At 65.0% G+C, this 12,522-nt stretch carries 13 protein-coding genes and 1 pseudogene; all 14 read right to left on the bottom strand.

Features of this window, described 5'->3' with window-relative positions; translation table 11 throughout:
• Positions 1 to 126: pseudogene (locus ABZ195_RS27705) on the bottom strand (pyridoxal 5'-phosphate synthase lyase subunit PdxS); the annotation flags it as partial.
• 68 nt (positions 127 to 194) lie between these two features.
• The gene (locus tag ABZ195_RS27700) at positions 195 to 887 is read right to left on the bottom strand and encodes an aspartate/glutamate racemase family protein (RefSeq protein ID WP_318972247.1); all 693 of its coding nucleotides are present in this window, start codon (positions 885 to 887) and stop codon (positions 195 to 197) included.
• On the bottom strand, positions 884 to 1,618 hold the full coding sequence (locus ABZ195_RS27695) for a GntR family transcriptional regulator (protein WP_318972249.1): 735 nt from the start codon (positions 1,616 to 1,618) through the stop codon (positions 884 to 886). The genes ABZ195_RS27700 and ABZ195_RS27695 overlap by 4 nt, the downstream gene beginning before the upstream one ends.
• Positions 1,593 to 2,876 (bottom strand): aminotransferase class III-fold pyridoxal phosphate-dependent enzyme, encoded by a 1,284-nt coding sequence (locus ABZ195_RS27690; protein ID WP_318972251.1) that lies wholly within the window; start codon positions 2,874 to 2,876, stop codon positions 1,593 to 1,595. The genes ABZ195_RS27695 and ABZ195_RS27690 overlap by 26 nt, the downstream gene beginning before the upstream one ends.
• The gene (locus ABZ195_RS27685) at positions 2,873 to 4,498 is read right to left on the bottom strand and encodes a sugar ABC transporter ATP-binding protein (protein WP_318972253.1); all 1,626 of its coding nucleotides are present in this window, start codon (positions 4,496 to 4,498) and stop codon (positions 2,873 to 2,875) included. The genes ABZ195_RS27690 and ABZ195_RS27685 overlap by 4 nt, the downstream gene beginning before the upstream one ends.
• Positions 4,495 to 5,091, bottom strand: coding sequence for an aldolase (locus ABZ195_RS27680; protein ID WP_355223092.1), 597 nt, complete (start codon positions 5,089 to 5,091; stop codon positions 4,495 to 4,497). The genes ABZ195_RS27685 and ABZ195_RS27680 overlap by 4 nt, the downstream gene beginning before the upstream one ends.
• Before the next feature lie 8 nt (positions 5,092 to 5,099).
• Positions 5,100 to 6,356, bottom strand: coding sequence for a 3-oxo-tetronate kinase (gene otnK, locus ABZ195_RS27675; protein ID WP_355223091.1), 1,257 nt, complete (start codon positions 6,354 to 6,356; stop codon positions 5,100 to 5,102).
• A gap of 48 nt (positions 6,357 to 6,404) precedes the next feature.
• Positions 6,405 to 7,382, bottom strand: a complete 978-nt coding sequence (locus tag ABZ195_RS27670; protein WP_318972259.1) for a biotin-dependent carboxyltransferase family protein — start codon at positions 7,380 to 7,382, stop codon at positions 6,405 to 6,407.
• A gap of 20 nt (positions 7,383 to 7,402) precedes the next feature.
• A complete protein-coding gene (locus tag ABZ195_RS27665; RefSeq protein WP_355223090.1) occupies positions 7,403 to 8,275 on the bottom strand; it encodes a carboxyltransferase domain-containing protein in 873 nt (290 codons plus the stop codon).
• Positions 8,275 to 9,051 (bottom strand): 5-oxoprolinase subunit PxpA, encoded by a 777-nt coding sequence (locus tag ABZ195_RS27660; protein WP_355223089.1) that lies wholly within the window; start codon positions 9,049 to 9,051, stop codon positions 8,275 to 8,277. The genes ABZ195_RS27665 and ABZ195_RS27660 overlap by 1 nt, the downstream gene beginning before the upstream one ends.
• 4 nt (positions 9,052 to 9,055) lie before the next feature.
• Positions 9,056 to 10,183, bottom strand: coding sequence for a hypothetical protein (locus ABZ195_RS27655; protein ID WP_318972265.1), 1,128 nt, complete (start codon positions 10,181 to 10,183; stop codon positions 9,056 to 9,058).
• A 160-nt stretch (positions 10,184 to 10,343) separates the two neighbouring features.
• A complete protein-coding gene (locus ABZ195_RS27650) occupies positions 10,344 to 11,465 on the bottom strand; it encodes a substrate-binding domain-containing protein (protein ID WP_355223088.1) in 1,122 nt (373 codons plus the stop codon).
• A complete protein-coding gene (locus ABZ195_RS27645; RefSeq protein WP_318972268.1) occupies positions 11,462 to 12,094 on the bottom strand; it encodes a hypothetical protein in 633 nt (210 codons plus the stop codon). The genes ABZ195_RS27650 and ABZ195_RS27645 overlap by 4 nt, the downstream gene beginning before the upstream one ends.
• A 282-nt stretch (positions 12,095 to 12,376) precedes the next feature.
• Positions 12,377 to 12,502, bottom strand: a complete 126-nt coding sequence (locus ABZ195_RS27640) for a hypothetical protein (RefSeq protein ID WP_355223087.1) — start codon at positions 12,500 to 12,502, stop codon at positions 12,377 to 12,379.
• Positions 12,503 to 12,522 lie beyond the last annotated feature (20 nt).

Raw genomic sequence — 12,522 nt, 5'->3', positions numbered from 1 at the left:
GGCCCCGGCCGCCTCGGCGATGCGCGCCTGCTCGGGGGTGACCACGTCCATGATGACGCCACCCTTGAGCATCTCGGCCATGCCGCGCTTGACCCGGGCGGTGGCCACCGACGTCGTCGTGTTCAACGTCTGTCGCACAGCCGCGTCAGCAGCTGCGCGTTCGCTTCGACGGTTGTGGTCGCCGGACCGGGACGTCACCCGTGGACCAAGACATCGGCGAGCCTGTCCATGGCCAGACCGGGACTCGAGAAGGTCGGCGTGCGCAGACCCTCGCCGGCGACGCTGGCCGCGGCACGGGCCATCGATGCCTGCGCGAGCACGATGGCGTCGACTGACGTCGCGAGATCGTGAAGCGCTTCGGCGATGATCGCGTCGTGGCGGGCGGTATCGCCCGAGGCATTGGCGGCGAACGCGTCGGCGAGCAGCCGGACGTCGAGGTCGACTTCCACCGAGGCGTGCTCAGCGCGGCGGCGGACCAGGTCCACGGTGGGCGACAGGGTGGACTTTGCGGTTGCCAGCACGGCGATCCGGGGCGTTCGTTCGGTCCCGGCGGCCGTTTTCGCGGTTGCGATCGCCGCATCCACCATGGGCATGTCCACGCGCAGTACGGGGACGTCCACCAGCTGGGCTGCGAGTTCGACCGCGGGCCCAATGGATGAGCAGGTGGCCATCACCGCCACGGCGCCGCTGTCGGCCGCCGAGACGACGTGGTCGACCACGCGGCGCGAGATCGCGGCCGTCAGAGCGCCGTGGGCAAGCGCGTCGGCGAGCAACGACTCGTCGACGATGTTGGACACCTTGACATCGGCGGGCAGTTTTGCCCCGAGTTCACCGAATACCGGGAGTAGTCCGCTGACGGTGTGAAGCAGCACTACCCGACGGGTCATGACGAATCTCTTTCTCGAAGGCGGGCCAGCAGCTGTTCGCGGGACTGGCAGATGTGGTCGTCGAGACGCGACACGGCGAGTTCGACATCGCCGGCCTCGATGGCCTCGATGATCGGACGATGAGTGTCGGGCTCTGCGGAGGTGTCCGAGTCGAGGACTTTGGTCAGGATGATCACCCGCCGAGTCTCCATTTGAATCGACTTGAGGTGGTCCAGCAGGAGATCCTCGCGGCACGTGGATGCGATCACGTAGTGCAATTCGATGTCGGCGTCGACCACCGCGAACAGGTCACCGCGCCCGTAGGCATCGTCGAGCTTGGAGAAAGCGGCTTGGATGGTCCCCATGGGGGCCTCGTCGATGTAGCCGGCGGTCATCGCGGTGCGCAGCGCGTAGCATTCCAGCAGTGCGCGGAGATTGAACACTTCGCGGACCCGCTTCTCGCCGATGCTCTGGACGAAGGCACCGCGGTGTGGGTGGATCTCCACCAGACCCCGATCGCGCAGGGCGCGCAACGCTTCCCGCACCGTGCCCCGGGCGGTGTTGAGCTCTGCGGCGAGGGTGACCTCGGGCAGTGGTGAACCCGGCGGATACGTCCCGCGGATCACGGCCTCGGCGATGTGGTCGATGACGGCATGGGTGAGCGTCTTGGGCCGCGTGAGTCCACGCGGCCTCGCACGCGAGTCGTCGGGGTCGGCTTGGACCTCATCAGGGCCCAACGAAGTCGGACTCATGTGAAACCACCTCCAGGCTTTCGTGGATGGTGTCGGCGACCTTCGCCAATTCCTCGTCGGTGATGGTGAATGCCGGCGACACCTGCAGTGCGACGTCTCCGAGGTTACGGGTGATAACGCCGCGCTTGCGCGCTTCGCGAACCAGTTTGGTCAGGACGGCGGGATTCGCCTCCTTGATCCTCGGGTCGATGTTGACGGCACCGAGCAGTCCCACGCCGGCGCGCACTTCGTCGACCAACGGGTGATCGGCCAGCGGGGCCAGATGCGATGCCATCACCGATTCGTATTCGGCCACTCGGTCGACCAGACTCTCCTTTTCGAGGATGTCGAGGTTGGCGTTGCCCACCGCGGTGGCCATCGCGTGTCCGGAATACGTGTAGCCGTGCCGGAACATTGCAGTCGAGCCGTCCTTCCAGAACACCTCTGACACGCGGGGCGCGATGGCGACCGCGCCGAGCGGTGCGTAACCGGACGTCAGGCCCTTGGCCATGGTGATCATATCGGGCTGAATTCCGTAGCGGCCGGAGGAGAACCAGTCGCCACCGCGTCCGAAGGCGGACACCACTTCGTCGATGACGAGCAGCACGTCGTTCTCGCGGCAGATCTTCTCGATCTCGGGCAGGTAACCCTGCGGCGGATGCAGAACACCGCCGGCGCCGATGATCGGCTCGCAGAAGAATGCCGCTACGTTCTCGGCGCCCAGCTCGGTGATCTTGGTGCGCAGCGCCTCGGCATCGTTCCACGGCACCTGTGCCACGGTTTCGACCATCGGTGCCAGACCCGCCAGATTGGCGGGTAGGCCGGCGAGTGAGGTGCCGTATGCGTTCATGCCGTGATAGGCCCGCGTGCGGCTGATGATGATCTTCTTGTTGGGTTGTTCGACGACCGACCAGTACAGGCGGGCCAGCTTCGCTGCCGTGTCGACTGCCTCCGAGCCGCCGCCGGCGGAGAAGAAGATCTTGCCGTCAGGAAAGGGAAGGTAGTCGGCGATGCGAGAGGCGAAGAGTTCGGTGTTCGGGGTGGTGAACACGTCGAAGGTTTGGAACGCTGCGAGATCGATCGCTTGCTGGCGAGCGACGTCGGCGATCTCGGTACGGCCCAGTCCGACGTTGCAATACCACAGTCCGGCAAGGGAATCGAGATAACTATTGCCTTCGGCGTCCCACACCGTGCGGCCGTCGCCCCGGACGATCGTCACGGTGTCGTTCTTCACCGCGCTCATCTGAGCGAATGGGTGCCAGTAGCTGGTCTCGGTCATGATCGTTCTCCTATTGCTGCAGACATGATTGTTTCTTCGTTGAATTCCGGCCGCGTCAGTTCAGCGGTGATCCGACCGTGAGAAAGCACGAGCATTCGGTCCGCCATGCCGATGACCTCGGAGATGTCCGAGGACACCAGCAGAATGCTGCGCCCGTCGTGGGCGAGTTCGTTCATGGTTTCGTAAATGCGTGCCCGTGCGCCCACATCGACGCCGAGTGTGGGTTCGTGCATGATCAGGATCTGCGGGTCGGTGGCCAGCCACCGACCGGCGATGACCTTCTGCTGATTGCCACCGCTGAGTTCCGCGATCTTTTGGTCGACCGAGGAAACGCTGATCTGCATCCCCTTGCGGTGCTGGGCCGTCAACGCGAAGTCTTCGCGGGTACGAATCACTCCGAAGCGTGACAGTGACGGCAGTGCCGCAATCGACATGTTGGCTGCGACCGACATGTGCGGAAGGATCGCCCGGTTCTTGCGGTCGTCGGGAATGTAGGCGATCCCGTGCCGGATCGCGTCTGCCGGACAGTCGATCTCGACAGGCTCACCATCGCGGTGAAACGTCGCCGACGTGGCGCTCGAGCTCACCCCGAACAAGCTGCGTGCCACCTCGGTGGTGCCGGACCCGACTACGCCGTACACACCGAGGACCTCGCCGGCGCGCAAGTCGAAGTCGACGCCGTCGACGAGATGACGTTTGCGCGGTAGGGAATTCGGGACACGCAAATCTCGAACCGCGAGCAACACCTTGCCGGTCTCCGCGACGCGCTTGGGGTACAAGTTTTCGACATCGCGGCCGATCATGGCCTTGATGATCGACGCCGAGTCCAGATCGCCGGCAACGACACCGTTTTCAACGATTCGACCATCGCGCATCACGGTGATCTTGTCGGCGATCCTGGCGATCTCCTTGAGTCGATGTGAGATGTAGATGATCAGCACGCCGTGATCACGAAAATCCCTGATCCGTTCGAAGAGCACGTCGATCTCGGCTTCGGTCAGGGCGGCGGTCGGTTCGTCGAGCACGACTACCCGCGCGCCTTGGCTCATCGCCCTGGCGATACTCACCAACTGCTTCTGCGCCGCTGTCAGACCACGCATCGGTTGGGTGGGGTCGATGTCCAACTTGAAGGTCTTCAACCATCGCACGGCTTCGGCGAGCATCGACTTTTGGTCGAGCAAGCCAAATCTCACCTTCTCGCGATTCAGGAGGAGATTCTCGGCCACGCTCATCTCGGGCACTACCTGAAGTTCTTGCGGCACCAGGAAGATGCCACGCGACTCGGCGTCTCCGACCGACTCGAAGGACACCGTCTGGCCGTCGATCGCGATCGTGCCGCTGGCGCTCGACGTGGGGTAGAACCCGCCCAGCAGCTTGATCAACGTCGACTTGCCTGCACCGTTCTCGCCAAGCAGGGCATGCACTTCGGATGCACCGAACCAGGCCGTGACGTCCTTGAGCGCTCGGGTGCCGCCAAAGGTCTTGCTCACACCCGAGACAGTCACCAAGGGGGCGTTCCTGCGCTGCGCCGAATCTCGGACGTCGTTCCCCATGTCAGCTATCATGCCTCTCCTTTGTTTGACTGTCAATTGTCGAACAATAATGAAAGCTGCGACCGTCATGGGGAGCGGTCGACCAGAGAAACGGGCCGGTCACCGAGCAGAAGCAAGATCCGTGCCGTCTCTTCGAGTTCCTCGGCCGCGTCAACGGCATCGGCCAGCGTCCTGCCGGCGAGCACCGAGCCGTGGTTGGCCAGGAGCACCGAATACGCCGAGCTCATAGCGCGTCCCACCTCGTCGCCGAGGGCGGGGTCACCAGGAGGCAGGTACCGGACAAGGGGTACTCGCCCCACCCGCATCACGTGGTAGGCGGTCAGTGGGGGCAAGCAATCGGCGGTGTTCAGTCCGGCCAGGCAGGACACCGCGGCCGCGTGCGAGCTGTGCAGGTGGACGACCGCCCCTGAGTCGGGCCTCGCGCGGTAGGTTTCGACATGGATCGGCCATTCCTTGGACGGTCGGGATCCCGCCAGATGCTGTCCGTTCAGATCGAGTACCGCAAGCTCGTCGGAGACCAAGTTCCCCAGCGAGGTGCCGGTCGGTGTGATGAGGATCCGTGGTCCGACCCGCACGCTGATGTTGCCTGTCCGTCCTGCCGTGAGTCGGCGATCGAACAGCGACGCACCCTGGCGGACGATCTCGGTCCGCTCGGCTGTCATCGCGCCCGTCATGACGAGGCCGTCTCGACGAGGAAGTCGGCGCTGCCGAAGTTGCCGGACTTGAGCAACAGGGTGATCGGGTCGCCGCAGATGGTCGTACACCAGGGCACGCCGGGCGCGGCCTCCTCGCCGACGAGAACCTGCTGCACTCCGAGTTCGGTCACCACCGCTCCCGAGGTCTCGCCGCCCGCGACGACGATGCGACGCGCCCCGCGCTCGACCGCGCTCGCTGCAACCCGGGCGAGCACCTTCTCCAAGATCTGCGGTGTGTCCGCCCCCATGGCGAGCGCGCCCCGCTGCCGCTGCTCGACGTCGGCAGAGGTGTAGATGAGCCGCGGCTGGCTCTGGTCCTGTGCCTCGTCCCACGCCACTGCGGTCGCGACGAGGACATCGGGGTCGGAGATCTCGCCGGGATCGAGTCGCAACGCGGGCATCGCGAGCTGCGCCCGCCGTACCTGCTCCAGGGTCGCCTCGGAACAGCTTCCGGCGAGGACGAGGGTCCCACCCGAGGCGGCGGGCGCACCGACGCCGCCGTGTGTGTGGCGCTCTGACGGCCGCGCCGATGCCATGGTGTGCCCCAGTGCCTCGATCAGGCCGGCGCCACCGCTCAGGAGGCCTTCATCGTGACCGACGGCGATCGTGTGGAGATCGGCCTCGGCGGTGGCGTCCGCGACGACATGCCGAACACCCTGTTCGACAAGACTCTTGACGTGGTCTGTCGCAGCCTCGCGACCGGCACGTATCGCGTTGAGCGGCAGCAACCCCACCGTGGATTGGGTCTGCAGCGACAGCCAGCGCACCAAATTCGCATCGGTCATCGGCGTCAGCGGATGGTTGCGCAGCGGTGATTCGCTGAGCAACCTGTCTCCGACGAACAGGTACCCGAGATAGGTGGTGCGCCGATGGAGCGGTGTTGCCGGGCAGACGATCGTGTAGGGAGCGTCGATCAGCGTTAGGAGGAGGTCCAGTACCGGGCCGATGTTTCCCTGCGGCGTGGAGTCGAAGGTCGAGCAGTACTTGTAGTAGTACCGGGTGATTCCGTGTCTGCGCAGCCAGCCAACCGTCTGCTCGACGTATGCGCATGCGTCGGCGGGATCGATGCTGCGAAACTTGATTCCGACCACCACTGCGTCGCAGTCCTGCAAGGTGCTGGCGGGATCTGGGATACCGAAGAGCATCACGACGCGAAGTCCACTGCGGCGCAGTGCGGCTGCGGCGTCGGTGCCGCCGGTGTAGTCATCGGCGATGACGGCGATGCGTGTCACGCGGTTTCCTCTCGACTCTTCTGCTGGTCGGTCATGTCTGCCGGTCGGTCATGCCGCTCCGCTGGCCGTGGTGAGCTCATCTGGTTCGATCATGTGACCGACTGCCGTGCAAGCTCTTTCGTGCTCGAGAAGTCGGATTCGGGCTTGGGTTCGGGTGACGGCACGAAACTGGATCCGCTGCCCGGCGCCGGCCTGGCCGAGCAGCCACATCGACGCGGCGGTCACGACGTAGGGAGTGATGAAACCACCCTGGCTGGGACCGTCGACCGGCAGCACGATCGGAGACGTTCCGGCCAGATTCACCCCACCGAGCGGATACCCGGTGTTGACGACGTTCGAGGGGTCGCTGCCATTGTCCGGGGGTTTCGTCGTGGCCTTGGCTGAGAAGCTGAGTTCGGGGCCGATCAGACGGCAGCCAGTCCGATCACTCTGGGCGGCCACCGTCCAGCTCGACCCGAGGAAGGTGCGGTGTCCCGCGCTGTCCAGCCAATCGCCATGGGGGCCCGGCGCGACGTCGATGTGGAGGGTTCCCGTGAAGTCGGGGATGGCGTTGGGCAGGAGCATTCGTGGACGGACTGCCGAGACGGATCCGATCGGAATCTGCATCCCTGCGGTCAGAGCGGCGCCGCCGACGCCGCCGATGCCGGCTCGCGCGAAGGTCGATCTGCTGCCGAGCACGGGTTTGGTCAGGATGCCGCCCGCGACGGCCAGATAATTGCGCACGCCCCTGCTCGCTGTGCCGATTCGGATCCGCTGTCCGGCACTAACTTCGACGGTTTGCCACACCGGAAGTCGGCTTCCGTCGATGGTGGCCTCGGTTTCCGCTCCGGTGACGGCGATGGTCGCGGGGGCTTCGAACAGGAGAGTGGGTCCGATGAGCTGGATCTCTAGACCGGCGGCCGAGGATGGATTGTCCAGTAGGGCATTTGCGATGCGGAACGACCGGTCGTCGTACGGTCCGGACGGCGGAATGCCTGCCGCACGTCGGCCGCGCCGCCCAGGATAGTCCTGAACGGTGGTTTCCATTCCGGCATCAATCACACGAATCATGCGGCGGCTCCGTACTGCCGGTGATAGCGGCGAAGGTCGAACGTCTCCTCTTCGACGACGACGTGCTCGTAGTCCCCGTTGCTGACCTCGGCCTCGATATCGGTGAACTCGTCGATGTCGATCCTGCGGAACCGGACCCGGTCGCCGGGGCGAAACAACACCACCGACCCGTCGAACCCGGCCTGATGGGTGCGGTTTAGCCCGTAGATCGGCGTCGGGGTGCGACCTATGAGGTGGTAACCACCGGGTGTCTCGAGTGGATAGATCGACGTGAACCCCCCACCAACGCCGACACCGCCGGGAACGGTCCAGATGCGTGGCGGATCGTACTTGGGCACGAACAGACGGCACTCGGGGTCGAGCGGGAACATGTCGGGCAGGCCGGGCCAGAAACCGACGCCGGCAACCCAGTGCTCGGTCGAGCTGTGCCGCTGGTAGACCTGGTCGCAGTCGGACATGCCGTTGGCCCGCGCGACGTAGGTCGGATTGTGTTCGATAGGCGCGACTTTGGCCCGGTAATCGTCCACGCAGGCCGCCGTCCACGGGTCGCCGTAACACACCGGGATCTCGATCAGCCTGGACACGTGCGAGAGCGCGGCATCGTCACCAATCGCGGGTATCAGTGCCCGACATTCGCGCTCGATTGCCTCCGCGTCGGCCGTCAACGGGTCGAATCCGAGAAGCACCGAGGCGAACATCGGCACGATGTCGACCATGCCGGGTAGTGCGGCGTCCTCCAGTAGGCCGGCCAAACGCAGGGTGCGCAGACTCATCTGCAGCCCGCCGCACCGTCCCAGCTCGATCAGGATGTGCTGCTCTCCGCATGGCAGTACCCGGATTGCCTCTGCCTCGCCGGCTGACGAACTCACTAGTTGGACCCCACGGAGGAAGACCACGGCTGGTGTCCATCGTGGGTGAGGATCGACCACAGCCGAGCCGCCACCTCTGGGGCGTTGGGACCATCGCTGTGCATGCACACGACATCGGTCTGGAACGAGAGTCTCGTCACGCCGTCACTTGCCATTGTCGACCCAGTGGACACCACGTCGCGCACCCGTTGCGACATCTGTTCGATGTCAACGGGTCCCGAGGACCGAGTGATGATCAGCCGACCGTCCGGGCCGTAGTCACGGTCTGCGGTGAACTCTGGGACCGGGTTGAGCCCGCGCTCCTGAGCAATCGCAAATGTCGGCGTACCCGCCATTGCGATCCATGGAAGGCCAGGGTCGATGACCTCGATCGCGTCGGCAAAGGCGTGGGCAAGATCAGGTTCCCAAGTCATCGAATAGAGCACACCGTGCGCCTTGACGTGTGACAGCGACGTCCCGGCCGCTCGAAGGATCGCTTGGAGTGCGCCGATCTGGTAGACGACCATGTCGGTGAGTTCGGTCGGGGAGACGTCCATCCGCCTCCGTCCGAAACCCTGCAAGTCGGGCAGCGACGGGTGGGCACCGCACAACACGTCGTGTGCCAAGGCGCACTCGGCGGCGCGGCGCATCGTCGAGGGATCGCCTCCGTGGTACCCGCACGCGATGTTGGCCGTCGAGAGGAATGGCATTACCTCGTCGTCGAATCCGACACGCAGCCGCCCGTAGGATTCGCCGAGATCGCAGTTGATACCGCGGCGTAAGACCGGTCGGGTCACCGCCTCATGCATTGGCCCGCCGACCACGGATGTCGATGTAGACGGCCACCAGGAGCACGACTCCGGTCACGATCATCTGGTAGGAGGAGTCGATGTTCATCAGCCCCATACCGTTGATGAGCGTTTCCAGCAGAAGTGCGCCGAACACGGCACCGGTGGCGGTTCCTATGCCGCCGAAGAGACTGGTGCCGCCGATCACGGCGGCACCGATCACCGACAACTCCAGTCCGACTCCAGCGTTGGGGCTGCCGACACCGGTGCGCGACAACATCATCAGACCGGCGATGCCGTACAGCGCGCCCATGAACACGAACACGATGAAGGTCAGCTTGCGTGCGTTGATGCCGGCATAACGCGCGGCCTCGGCGTTGCCGCCGATCGCGAAGAGCGAACGACCGAACCGGGTCCGCGACAGTATGAAGGTCACCAGAACCAGGACCACCACCATGATGGCTGAGGGCAACGGGGCGCCTCGGTAGGACATCATGACCAGGGTCGCAGCCGTAGCGGCTATCAATGTCAGTGCGGCCGGGATCAGGACGATCGACGTCAGTGACGCCTCGATGCCAGCTGATCGGCGGGCGCGGAAGTCGCGATACTTCACCCAGATGAACGCCGCCAGCAGGGCGACTGTGAGGGGAACGAAGACGCTCGCGGACAAGAACGTCTGGGAGATGAACGCCGTCGAGTTGCCTGCCGAGACCGTCGACCCGTCAGTCAGGGCCAGCGCCAGGCCACGCAACCCCAGCAGGGAGCCCAGCGTGACGATGAAGGACGGCACACCGAGCACGGCAACCCAAAAGCCCTGCCAAACACCGATCAACATGCCGATGCCGATCGTTGCCAGGATGAGCATCGGGGTGGACAACGCCAGCCCGAAGCCGTTGGTCGAGTCGACGAGTAGGGCGGAGAAGACCGCGCAGAAGCCGACCGACGACCCGACCGAGAGGTCGATGTGTCCGGCCACCATGATCATCACCACGCCCGCCGCCAGCAATGCGGTGATGGCCACCTGAACGGTCAGGGTGGTGAGGTTACGGGGCGTCAGGAACAGACCGTCGGTGAGAACCTGAAAGGCCAGCCACATCACAATGAGCACGCCGATCAGACTCAGCGCGCGGAACTGGCTCACCGGTACGCCGAGCCTGGCGAATCGGGTCCGCCAACCGTCGCCGCTATCGGAAGGCGGAACCGTCGGTGCGGGCCCGTCGGACGGGTGAGACCGGCTGGTGGTCGTAGATGTCATTTCGAACGTCCTCGGGTCGGGGTCGATGCGGGTAGATGTCGTCGGTTCACAACCCAACGGCGGCAGGCGTTGTCCACCATGGGTTTTCGTTCACGAACTGCGCGACTGAGATCGAATCGGGCAGCGAGCCGTCCTTGGACACGTTCTTCAACGGAGTCTTGAAGAACGGAATGCGCTCGCCGCTGCCGTTGTCGTAGGTGTCGCCGTCCCAGCTCTTGCCCTCAAGCGCATTGTGCAGCAGCGTGGCCGAGTTCTTGCCCATCTGGTCGAACGCCGTCCACGCGCTGACGTGCGCGTCTCCTGAGAGGATGAGCTTGAGCATCTCCGGCTCGCAGTCCTCGCCGGAAACGATGACGCGGCCGGCGAGTCCCTGCGTGCGGATGGCCTGCACGATGCCGTACGTCATGCAGTCGCAGTAGGAGAGCACGCCGGCAAGCTGGTTGCGGGTCAGGGTCAGTGCCTGTTCCACCTGCTTCTGTGCGAGTTCGCCGGACCAGGCTCGATTCCACTGATCCGACACCACTTTGATCGCGCCGCTGTCGATGCGCGGCCGGAGGACCTTCATCCCACCTTCGGCCTTCAGCTGCGCCATGTCGGTGCCCTCTTCACCCTTGGCGATGACGTAGTTTCCTTCGGGCGCCACCGCGACCATGGCGTTGCCGAGCATGACCCCCAGTGCCACGCCGTCGCGCGCCGAAACCCCAGCGAGCTTGACGTCGGGAACGACGTAGTTGTGGGCGACCACGGGAACACCCGCAGTATTGGCCATCTGGACCGAAGCCTTCGCCGCGTCGACGTTCACCGGTGCGAGCACCAGTCCCTCGACACCCTGATTGAGCGCATTCTCGACTTGCTTGAGTTGCAGGTCGACATCATTGTTCGAGGACTGGATCGGCATGGGACTCATCCCCAGGCTTTCGGCCTGTTTGATGAAGAACGGGCCATCGGCCGCCTTCCAGCGCACCGCGTCATAGGTAGGGACGATCATGGCCACCTTGTAGCCACCTCCGCCACCTCCTTGCGCACAGGCGGCAAGAGCCGGACCGGCGACAGCGGCGGCGGTGGCACCGGCGGCCAGGCCGAGCGCGCGGCGCCGGCTCATCACGAACCTGTCGTCGACGCGTCCCGAGGCGCCGCCGAGAAGACCGAATCGTCTGTGAGAGCTCATAGTTCATCCCTTTCATGAGGTCGGTAGTTGGTGAAGGGTGGTTCCCGATCGTCGAGCGAGCAGCGGATGAGCGTTGCTGCGGATGGGGCGCGCCCGCGGACGCACCGGAACTGGCTGACGAGGGGCCCACGCTGCCAGGCGGTCGCCCAGCGCGTCTGATGCCAGAACCCATGGTCGATGGGCTCTTCGTAGAACTCGCCGGGCAGCACGAACAGGTCGTTGCCAACCCCCCGGACGCGTGTATGGGGGACCTTCGCCAACTGCATCTCCTCGGTCAGCGGGACGAACCAGGCTCGCTGCGTCAAGCGGAAGGATCGCTCGCCGTCGGGTGACCGAAAGACGAACTCCACTCCTCCGCCACCCTTGAAAGCTGACGCCGCGGTGAGGGCGTACCCCGTCGGCAGGAAGTCGGGCAGGTGCGGTTGCAACCCCGCGGGACCGGCCAGCGCTCCGGCCGCCTGGTACTCGGCGGTCGAAGTCCGCCGAACGCCGCGGCCCACGAGCCTGCAACGGACAGAGACCGCCACCGCGGACCAGGCTGCGGTGCGAACCCACGCCGGCAGTCGGGTGGTGCCGAATTTCGCCGACAGCGCGTACATGTCGGCACCGTCACGACGGCTGGGGCCCATCGCCTACCCTTCAAATGTGAGACCAGAGTCGTTCGTCAACTGATTGTCGGTCAATCTGACAATCAGCTTAGGTCGCTCGGAAGGTGTGAGTCAACACACACAGCGCGGCGTTGCGGAGAAATTCGCCTCGGCGCGAGCCGCCGACCCGACGTGTGGCAGTCGATCGGGGTGGAGGTCCCGCTGAGCGGTCGTGGCGGACCATCGAGCGAGCGTCATTGCCGACTGCCGTGACGGAGAATGTCTGACGGCAGCGAGCGCACCGACGACGGCGAGACGGCCGGCTCAAGTCGCCGACCAGACGGTGGAGATCGGCTCGGCGACGATGGCGTGCACCGACCGCCAGGATTCGGGGGGTCCGAGGTCGGCGGCCGTCGGTGTCGGGGCGCTCCGCTCAGGAGCGCCGGGCATCGGTAAAAGTACCTATGTCG

The organism is Mycobacterium sp. NPDC006124 (genome assembly GCF_040614235.1).
GTDB lineage: Bacteria > Actinomycetota > Actinomycetes > Mycobacteriales > Mycobacteriaceae > Mycobacterium.
The sequence above is the reverse complement of the archived record's forward strand: the minus strand, read 5'-3'. Positions and strand labels throughout refer to the sequence as shown.

Coding starts and splice junctions, on each gene's coding strand:
- ABZ195_RS27670 (WP_318972259.1), bottom strand. CDS start 7,382: ATGGAAACCACCGTTCAGGACTATCCTGGGCGGCGCGGCCGACGTGCG.
- ABZ195_RS27695 (WP_318972249.1), bottom strand. CDS start 1,618: ATGAGTCCGACTTCGTTGGGCCCTGATGAGGTCCAAGCCGACCCCGAC.
- ABZ195_RS27700 (WP_318972247.1), bottom strand. CDS start 887: ATGACCCGTCGGGTAGTGCTGCTTCACACCGTCAGCGGACTACTCCCG.
- ABZ195_RS27690 (WP_318972251.1), bottom strand. CDS start 2,876: ATGACCGAGACCAGCTACTGGCACCCATTCGCTCAGATGAGCGCGGTG.
- ABZ195_RS27685 (WP_318972253.1), bottom strand. CDS start 4,498: ATGACGGTCGCAGCTTTCATTATTGTTCGACAATTGACAGTCAAACAA.
- ABZ195_RS27645 (WP_318972268.1), bottom strand. CDS start 12,094: ATGGGCCCCAGCCGTCGTGACGGTGCCGACATGTACGCGCTGTCGGCG.
- ABZ195_RS27650 (WP_355223088.1), bottom strand. CDS start 11,465: ATGAGCTCTCACAGACGATTCGGTCTTCTCGGCGGCGCCTCGGGACGC.
- ABZ195_RS27640 (WP_355223087.1), bottom strand. CDS start 12,502: ATGCCCGGCGCTCCTGAGCGGAGCGCCCCGACACCGACGGCCGCCGAC.
- ABZ195_RS27680 (WP_355223092.1), bottom strand. CDS start 5,091: ATGACAGCCGAGCGGACCGAGATCGTCCGCCAGGGTGCGTCGCTGTTC.